The 452-nt window shown below is 37.6% G+C and carries 1 protein-coding gene; it reads left to right on the top strand.

Annotation, left to right across the window (positions count from 1 at the left end):
- Window positions 1–452: transposase (locus FJR06_RS12295; protein ID WP_168651526.1), on the top strand; the 452-nt coding region annotated here is incomplete at both ends.

Here is a 452-nt window from a genome sequence, read left to right as displayed (position 1 = left end):
ATTTGCTCAATCCTTGAATGTAGTGATTTTGGTAAAAACAAATATCAAGACGAATGCTGTTAGTCATGTGATTTTATTTTCCAGTGACTTAGATTTGTCTTATGAGAAAATAATCGACTACTATAGACTCCGCTTTCAAATCGAATTTAATTTTCGTGATGCCAAGCAGTTCTGGGGATTGGAAGATTTTATGAATCGGGGTCAAACTGCGGTGACTAATGCGGCCAATCTTTCTTTTTTTATGGTCAACTTATCTCATTATCTTTTAGCTCAATTCCGTCAAGATAATCCTGGTGCTGGAATTATTGATCTTAAGGCTTACTGTCGTGGTTTTCGATATGTTCGTGAAATGTTAAAAATGCTTCCGGAACAACCAGAGCCTATTTTATTAGCCCAGATTTTTGCCAAGCTTACCTCTCTTGGTCGTGTTCACAATGCTCCTACAGCCGTTG

The organism is Dolichospermum sp. UHCC 0352, from assembly GCF_009711925.1.
Classification (GTDB): Bacteria; Cyanobacteriota; Cyanobacteriia; order Cyanobacteriales; family Nostocaceae; genus Dolichospermum; species Dolichospermum lemmermannii.
The sequence above is the reverse complement of the archived record's forward strand: the minus strand, read 5'-3'. Positions and strand labels throughout refer to the sequence as shown.